Origin of the sequence: Bacillus cereus (assembly GCF_002567495.1) — a bacterium.
Taxonomy (GTDB): domain Bacteria; phylum Bacillota; class Bacilli; order Bacillales; family Bacillaceae_G; genus Bacillus_A; species Bacillus_A cereus_AQ.
Window position 1 is genome coordinate 1 of record NZ_NVAP01000110.1, and the last position, 7489, is coordinate 7489.

Here is a 7489-nt window from a genome sequence, read left to right on the forward strand (position 1 = left end):
AGTGTCTTATTTCATTATTGTTGATACAGCCTGCTTATAAATAAGCTGTTGTTTTCCATCCACTAAGATTAAAACTGTAAATTTATCTACTCCAACAACTTCTCCTACTATTCTAACGCCACTCTTTAAGAAAATTGTAACTGTACCTTTTTCTTCTTTTATTTGTTTATACATTTCTTCCTGTAAATGTTCCAATTACTGTCCTCTCCTTTCATAAAACATCTTAATATAAAAAATTATAAATTTTTCATTTATGCACTTTGTCTTTTACATTCATAAACTTATTAATTAGTATATCTAAATCGCGGCTAAATAACAAAACTTTATCATGGTCCAATCCGTGTCTCGCAACAAGTTGAATTAACTCTTTCTTTTTATCTTCTATTTTATTTTGTAATTGTCCCATCTCCATCTCTATACTAAAACTCCCTTTTCCCATAATATTACTTGTAAAATTATAGTACATATTCCCTCATAAAAAAATAAAAAAATGGTTTTTTTTACAATTTTTTATTTTTTTTATGCCTAAATTACGAATTGCATAATGATTCATTCACAAATCACTAACATACAATCCCAATGAATCTACGGGCATTTGTCTAATTGTAAATGAGACTGGCTCGTTTTCCATACAAAAAACATACTGTATATAGTAGTCCATGAACCATATAGATTAACTTACTAAAAAGGAGGAAAACATATGAGTTATGGTGGAAGTTGCGCTGGTTTCGGCGGTGGATTTGCTTTGCTTATCGTACTATTCATCCTTCTAATCATCATCGGATGTAGCTGCTGGGGTGGCGGCGGATACGGATATTAATATATCCTATCCTTGAAAAACGAACTAAAAACTATAGAAAAACAGCTCATATTTGAGCTGTTTTTTCATACTTTCGTATGAATTTATCTCCCTCTTATTTGCGATTTCAACTAGCAACATATTGTTTACTATGGAATAAGAAACATTTTTACTAAGGGGGATTACAATGATTAGAGGTCTTTACGAAGCACATTTACCTGTCCGCAACTTAAAAGTATCAATACCTTTTTATGAATCACTAGGGCTAAAATTATATAAAAGAAGAAATAATATTGCTTTCTTTTGGATTAAAGAAAATGAGAGTTGGCTCGGCCTTTGGGAAGGAACAGAATACAAAGTTAATTATCATCCATCTTTGCGACATATTGCCTTCCAAGTAAGCTTACTTAATTTAGAAAATGCAATACATTGGCTAAATCAAAAAGGAATTTCAGCAAGAAAAGACTTTGGGATGGAGCCAATTGAACCGATTGTTTTTCCAGAATTGGCACACGCCTCCGTATACTTTAACGATCCTGATGGAAATAGTATAGAATTGATTGCACAATTACCTGTTGAGCTTCCTGCAGCAGAGAACATGTATTTAAGCGAATGGAAAAAACGAGTTCAAGCATCATTAGCACATAAGGATTAATCTTTTATGTCTGTTTCTTATTCCACACTACTTAAAACAAATACAAACTTCAAAAAACTATTTTATGGACAAACATTAAGTGTACTTGGAGATTGGTTTCATACTATAGCTTTATTAACATTCGTCTATAGCATCACGAAATCTCCGTTTATGATAGCACTCACTTTTATAAGTAAAGGGTTACCAGCGCTTCTTCTTAGTCCTTTCATTGGCGGAGTTGTAGATCGTTTTTCTAAAAAGAAAATAATGATTTCCACCGATATTTTACGAGGTATGATCGTCCTTACTTATTTATTTGCAATCTATAAAATTGAAATTATTTTCATTGCTAATATATGTTTATCCGTACTTTCTTGTGTATTTGAGCCGGCTAAACAAGCAGCCCTAAAAAATATCGTACACCAAAACCATTTCGTAACTGCTAACTCTCTTTCTAGTACAATTAATGGTTTTATGTCTATTATGGGGGCTTCCTTGGGCGGGATAATTGCACATTCTTTACATATTGAGTTCGCTTTTTTAGTAAATAGCCTATCATACTTTATTTCAGCCTATTTTATTAATAATATGAGTATCCCTGCTCATGATACTTGTAACAAGAAAAAAGCATTTTTCACTGATATAAAAGATGGTTATACATACATATTACAAACAAAAATCATTTTAACATTAATTCTTGTCGGCATTTCATGGGGTATTATTGGAGGCGCCTATCAGCTACTTATAACAATTTATGCCGAAAGAATTTTCCACACTAATATTGGAGTCTTATATACGGTTCAAGGAGCTGGACTTATGATTGGCAGCCTCCTCGTTACTCTTTATATGTCGCATAATAAAGAAAAAATGAAAAAAGCATTTGGTTGGGCATACTTACTTCAAGGCTTTTTCTTTCTCGGATTCATTTTATCCAATCAACTTATTATCGGTATCATTACTTTATTCTGCATGCGCATAACAGGAGGAATTATCGTTCCACTTGATACGACATTACTTCAAACTTATACGCACGAAAATATGATGGGTAAAGTTTTTTCATTCCATTACTCTATTTATGGTTCGCTTATACAGTTATCTATGTTCATTACGGGATCGCTTTTAGAAATTCTTTCTCCTCAAATTATTGGCACCCTATTAGCTATATGCTGTATTTTTGTTAGTTTTATATGGCTGTTCTTGTTTTATCGCGGGAAACTTAGTGAAGAATCTATTGATAATCAATAGATTTCCGTTAATTGTTATCAATTTAGTGGCAGATAACTTCTCGTAATCCCCCACTAATTATTAACCTTCACTTTATTTGAGCTTATTCATTAATGTTAGATAACAATACAATTACAAAAAAGTTATTCATGTTATTTGGTTAAAGGAATAGGTACGCGAACACTATTACTCGAGAAGAAACAAAATATTCATGTTAAAATATAGGTTTGAACTAGTTAAATTTGATTAAATAGGAGGAGCTATTTTGGAGATTAAATTACTTTTCATATGTATTATATTAGTAGCTTCTATTTTACAAACAAGTACAGGTTTTGGCTTTTCCATAATGGCAACACCGTTCTTACTCATGTTATTTCTACCACAAGAAGCTATACAAATAAACATCATTTTATCATTAATTATTTCCATATCACTCATTTGGAAAATAAGAATGGACATTGATTTTATTCTACTGAAAAGATTAATTTTCGGAAGTATAATTGGTGTCCCTTTTGGTATTTTCATTTTTATTTCTATTAACATAAATATTTTTAAATTAGCAATTAGCATCCTGCTTTTACTATTAACGTTGATGCTAATATGCAACTTTAAGATTAAATCAACAAAATCTAGAGATTTCTTAGTGGGCGGATTATCCGGTCTTTTAACGACAAGTATCGGTATGCCAGGACCTCCCCTATTACTGTACTTTACAGGAACTGATACTGAAAAAGAGAAGTTGAGAGCAACTACATTGGCTTTTTATCTGTTTATATATTTCATTAGTCTAGTAACTCAAATATTCTTTACTGGCGCAAACAAAACCATTTGGGAATCAAGTTTTTATGCCATTCCAATTGTATTTTTAGGTTTGTTTATAGGGCAAATTATTTTCAAATGGCTTAATCAACGGATTTTTAAAATATTTACGTACATTCTTTTAAGTTGTACAGGGGGGTATCTTCTTATTGAAAGTTTGAACTTGTTATAGAAGGTGCTTTAGATCGTGCACAATAACAGATAGGTTCAAACGAAATTACTGCTGTATTTTCCGATGGGGTATTCCATATTAAAACTTAAATAACTTTATTGGCAGTTTACAATTAGCAATAATCGTTCTTTCATATTACAAATATTTCAAATAGAATACTAAATAAAACAATAAAAAGCGGCTATTATGCCGCTTTTTACATTAAATATTTTATAAAGCAAAGACCTGCACTTACTATCACGAATATATTAAAGAATAAGAAAAATCCTTTTTCAAAATCTGTATACTTTTCTACTTTTACTCCGCGTTTTTTTAACTCCATAACTACCATTGCAACTTCACGTGCATACTTAATACTTCCAAATTGTATATGAGTGTTATTATATTTAATCTCAAAGACATTTTTCATTTTTTTATGTTGCGAAATGGATTGTATATCCTCTATCGGCATGCTATGTTCATTTGTTTTTTTAAAATAGCAATCTAATCCTTTCATAATCACTCTTTTATTTGTTAAAACAAGATAATAATAGAAAGTAGCTCCTACGTAATATATATTTGGTATAACTTTATTATTTGCCATATACCCTTCGTCTACTAACAGTTCCTTCTCAATTTCTTCACCAGTTTGTAATTCATTGCGAATGGATTCTTCTAACATTTGTAAAGTTAATTTTTTTAGTAACTCTCCATTTCTTACATAATACTTATCTATATTGATAGACTCATTTGCTTCTTTCTCTAAACGTGTAATTTCTTCCTCTGAATATTGGAGCTCATTTAACATCGATAATAATCTTTTATCCATATTACACACTCCCTTTCCACAGTTTTTGAAGTTTTTTCTTCCCACGAGAAATCCGATTGTATATATAATCCGCCGTTACTTTTAATTCTTTTGCAATATCGTCAATGGAATACCCATCAATATACCTCTTTAAAAAGATATATCGATCCTTCTTATTTAAATCTTGAACTATTTCCATAATCTCTTCTTCTTGTTCTATCTCATACCTATCATTGGCACTTGTATCTATTTCTACGTCTTTATCGACTTTATTCTCTTTATATACTTTCTTTTTATATTCCAATGCCTTTAATTTAGTAATACCAATCATCCAAGATTTTAAGTTTCCCTTTTCTATATCAAATTGGTCGATATGAAACCAAATGACAGTAAATACATCGTTATAACAATCATCCACATATTGTTTTTCAATAGGGGTACTTAATGATTTATGAATAATGTACAAAATTAATTTTCCATATTGATCAATCACTTCTTTCAAAGCATCTTGATCATGTTTTTTCATAGCTATAATTAAATCCTCTTCTGAATTGAAAATCATAAGCATCTTCCTTCCTCAGTTCCCCTTTAGCAGCTGCTTTTACTTACTATTGGCAGTTCATTCTCATTTTCTATCACTTTTGTAAAAAATTATTAATTTTTATTTCTATATATATGATAACAAACAAAATACCTAAGCTCAGAAAGAATAGACAACTTTCTGTGCTTAGGTATTTCTCCTCCAAAAAAGGCAAACCCGCATCACAGGTTTGCCTCTTTACTCACTTCTTATTTAATCCTTTCTCACTTAAAAACTCTTTCATATGCATTCTTTTTTCTTTGGACATAAATGAACTCATTGATTCCGTCCATGTTACACTTTTTTGATTTGATGATCTTTCTTTGTAATACGCACTCATCGTTTCATCATATTCGTTTAGTAACTCATCATATTTCTTTTCTTCATATCCATTTTCATGAAGAACTGCTGCTACTGGTAAACGTGGTTTAACTCCATGTTCTTCATCCGGTACACCGACAGTCATTCCGAATACAGGATATACTTTATCCGGTAAACGAAGCAATTCACTCACTTCTCTCGGGTTATTACGAATTCCACCAATATAGCAAATTCCGTATCCTAATGACTCTGCTGCTAGCGCTAAGTTTTGCGCAAAAAGTGAAGCATCTACCGTCGCAACGATAAAGTCTTCCACTCCTTCATGCTTTATCTCTGTACCATGTTTTTCACATGCAATTTCAAGTCGTTTTAAATCTGCACAACAAACAAAGAATGCTGCACAGTCTTTCACATGACGATTTCCAGATAGCTCTGCTAGTTTAGCTTTTAATTCCTGATCTGTTACATATATAACAGAATACGCCTGTACAAAATGCGATGAAGCCGCATGCTGTGCAGCGTGCACCATTTTTTCTACTACTTCTTTCGGAATTGATTCTTCTTTATATTTACGAACTGAAACGTGTTGCTCCATCTTATGTATTATCTCATTCATGAAAATCGCTCCTTTTTTCTCTTCATAATGAAAAATTAACATATCTTTTTCAATATTCACAACTTATAAGCACAAAAAGAGCAATTCTTTTTGAACTGCACCCCAATTGTTAGACACAGTCTAACAATTGGAGGTGCAGTTTTTCTATGGCCAAATTTACAGCTGATGAAAAAATACAAATCGTTCTACGTTATTTGAACGGAAATGAAAGTTATCGAGAAATGGGTAGATCGCTCGGTATAAGTGACACAATCATTTTGAATTGGGTAAACCAATATAAACAGAATGGTCTGGAAGCTTTTCTAAAACGATGTACAAATTACACACAACAATTTAAACTAGACGTACTAAACTTTATGATTGAAAACGGTATGTCCTTATTTGAGACGGCAGCTATCTTTAATATTCCTGCCCCTTCAACGATTTCTGTTTGGAAAAAACAGCTCGAAACACAAGGAATTGATGCCCTTCAATCTAAGAAAAAGGGGCGTCCATCCATGAAAAAAGATTCAAATAAACAATTAAAACAACCTTTAGCTGAAGGGTCAGTCGAAGCACTTGAAGCACGCATTAAACAGCTTGAGATGGAAAATGAGTACTTAAAAAAGTTAAATGCCTTAGTTCAAAACAAGGAAAAATCACAAAACAAGACAAAGCGCAAGTAGTCTATGAATTAAGGCATAAATATTCGGTGAAGGCACTCGTGGAGCTAGCTACTATTCCTCGAAGCACATATTATGATTTAGTAAAGAAAATGAATCGTCCAGATATAGATGCCGATTTGAAAGCGGAGATTAAAGCGATTTATGAGGAAAATGAAGGTCGTTATGGTTACCGTCGCATTCGTGATGAATTAACGAATCGTGGCCAGAAAGTGAACCACAAGAAGGTTCAGCGCATTATGAAAGAGCTTGGGGTAAAGTGTGTTGTGCGTATGAAGAAATATAAATCCTATAAAGGAAAAGTCGGTAGAATTGCACCTAATATTTTAGAGCGTAATTTTCATACAGATGCACCGAATCAAAAGTGGGTTACAGACATCACAGAGTTTAAATTGTTTGGAGAAAAACTGTATGTATCACCTGTATTAGATTTGTATAATGGTGAAATTATTACCTATACAATTGGTTCTAGACCGACGTATTCGCTTGTTTCAGACATGTTAGAGAAAGCATTGGAACGTTTACCTGAAACCCACCAGCTACTGATGCATTCGGATCAAGGATGGCATTATCAAATGAGACAGTACGTCCGTACACTTGAATCAAGAGCTATCGTCCAGAGTATGTCTCGAAAAGGCAACTGTTACGACAACGCAGTAATAGAAAATTTCTTTGGGATTATGAAGTCGGAGTTCCTCTACATAAAAGAATTTGAAAATGTAGAGCACTTTAAAATAGAATTAGAAAAATATATAGATTATTATAATACGAAACGGATTAAGGCAAAATTAAAAATGAGCCCGGTACAATACCGGACTCACTTTTATCAAGCTGCCTAATGAAATAACCGTGTCTAACTTTTAGGGGTCACTTCA

The 7489-nt window shown here is 32.3% G+C and carries 10 protein-coding genes; 5 read left to right on the forward strand and 5 right to left on the reverse strand.

Annotation, left to right across the window (positions count from 1 at the left end):
* Window positions 1-6: 6 nt before the first annotated feature.
* Together hfq and COK05_RS30520 are read right to left on the reverse strand one after the other, a co-directional pair.
* On the reverse strand, window positions 7-195 hold the full coding sequence (hfq, locus tag COK05_RS30515; protein ID WP_141539324.1) for an RNA chaperone Hfq: 189 nt from the start codon (window positions 193-195) through the stop codon (window positions 7-9).
* Between the two features lie 52 nt (window positions 196-247).
* Window positions 248-466 (reverse strand): aspartyl-phosphate phosphatase Spo0E family protein, encoded by a 219-nt coding sequence (locus tag COK05_RS30520; RefSeq protein WP_098615496.1) that lies wholly within the window; start codon window positions 464-466, stop codon window positions 248-250.
* A 234-nt stretch (window positions 467-700) separates the two neighbouring features.
* Here COK05_RS30520 and COK05_RS30525 point away from each other — a divergent pair, with 234 nt between their 5' ends.
* From COK05_RS30525 to COK05_RS30540, 4 genes are all read left to right on the forward strand, one after another.
* On the forward strand, window positions 701-820 hold the full coding sequence (locus tag COK05_RS30525) for a YjcZ family sporulation protein (protein ID WP_000120179.1): 120 nt from the start codon (window positions 701-703) through the stop codon (window positions 818-820).
* Window positions 821-986: 166 nt separating this feature from the next.
* Entirely contained in the window at window positions 987-1454 is a 468-nt protein-coding gene (locus tag COK05_RS30530; protein WP_098615497.1) for a VOC family protein, read from the forward strand.
* A 6-nt stretch (window positions 1455-1460) separates the two neighbouring features.
* Window positions 1461-2678: an MFS transporter gene (locus tag COK05_RS30535; protein ID WP_098615498.1), complete on the forward strand. Its 1218-nt coding sequence runs from the start codon at window positions 1461-1463 to the stop codon at window positions 2676-2678.
* A gap of 244 nt (window positions 2679-2922) precedes the next feature.
* Window positions 2923-3648 carry a sulfite exporter TauE/SafE family protein gene (locus tag COK05_RS30540; protein ID WP_098615499.1) on the forward strand — a complete coding sequence of 242 codons (726 nt, stop codon included), beginning with the start codon at window positions 2923-2925 and terminating at the stop codon, window positions 3646-3648.
* Between the two features lie 196 nt (window positions 3649-3844).
* On the opposite strand, the gene COK05_RS30545 is transcribed toward COK05_RS30540, so the two are convergent.
* The 3 genes from COK05_RS30545 to nfsA form a co-directional block, all read right to left on the reverse strand.
* Window positions 3845-4456 (reverse strand): PH domain-containing protein, encoded by a 612-nt coding sequence (locus COK05_RS30545; RefSeq protein ID WP_098615500.1) that lies wholly within the window; start codon window positions 4454-4456, stop codon window positions 3845-3847.
* A 1-nt stretch (window position 4457) separates the two neighbouring features.
* The gene (locus COK05_RS30550) at window positions 4458-5003 is read right to left on the reverse strand and encodes a sigma-70 family RNA polymerase sigma factor (protein ID WP_141539325.1); all 546 of its coding nucleotides are present in this window, start codon (window positions 5001-5003) and stop codon (window positions 4458-4460) included.
* A gap of 214 nt (window positions 5004-5217) precedes the next feature.
* On the reverse strand, window positions 5218-5952 hold the full coding sequence (nfsA, locus tag COK05_RS30555) for an oxygen-insensitive NADPH nitroreductase (protein WP_098615504.1): 735 nt from the start codon (window positions 5950-5952) through the stop codon (window positions 5218-5220).
* A gap of 146 nt (window positions 5953-6098) precedes the next feature.
* Between nfsA and COK05_RS30560 the strand changes: the two genes are divergently transcribed.
* Window positions 6099-7453, forward strand: a protein-coding gene (locus COK05_RS30560) for an IS3 family transposase (RefSeq protein WP_098615502.1) whose coding sequence is annotated in 2 segments (ribosomal slippage) — window positions 6099-6552 and window positions 6552-7453 — 1356 coding nt in all. Because the reading frame shifts where the segments join, the coding sequence is not laid out codon by codon here.
* Window positions 7454-7489: the final 36 nt, after the last annotated feature.

Coding starts and splice junctions, on each gene's coding strand:
- COK05_RS30520 (WP_098615496.1), bottom strand. CDS start 466: ATGTACTATAATTTTACAAGTAATATTATGGGAAAAGGGAGTTTTAGT.
- COK05_RS30525 (WP_000120179.1), top strand. CDS start 701: ATGAGTTATGGTGGAAGTTGCGCTGGTTTCGGCGGTGGATTTGCTTTG.
- COK05_RS30530 (WP_098615497.1), top strand. CDS start 987: ATGATTAGAGGTCTTTACGAAGCACATTTACCTGTCCGCAACTTAAAA.
- COK05_RS30535 (WP_098615498.1), top strand. CDS start 1,461: ATGTCTGTTTCTTATTCCACACTACTTAAAACAAATACAAACTTCAAA.
- COK05_RS30545 (WP_098615500.1), bottom strand. CDS start 4,456: ATGGATAAAAGATTATTATCGATGTTAAATGAGCTCCAATATTCAGAG.
- COK05_RS30550 (WP_141539325.1), bottom strand. CDS start 5,003: ATGCTTATGATTTTCAATTCAGAAGAGGATTTAATTATAGCTATGAAA.
- nfsA (WP_098615504.1), bottom strand. CDS start 5,952: ATGAATGAGATAATACATAAGATGGAGCAACACGTTTCAGTTCGTAAA.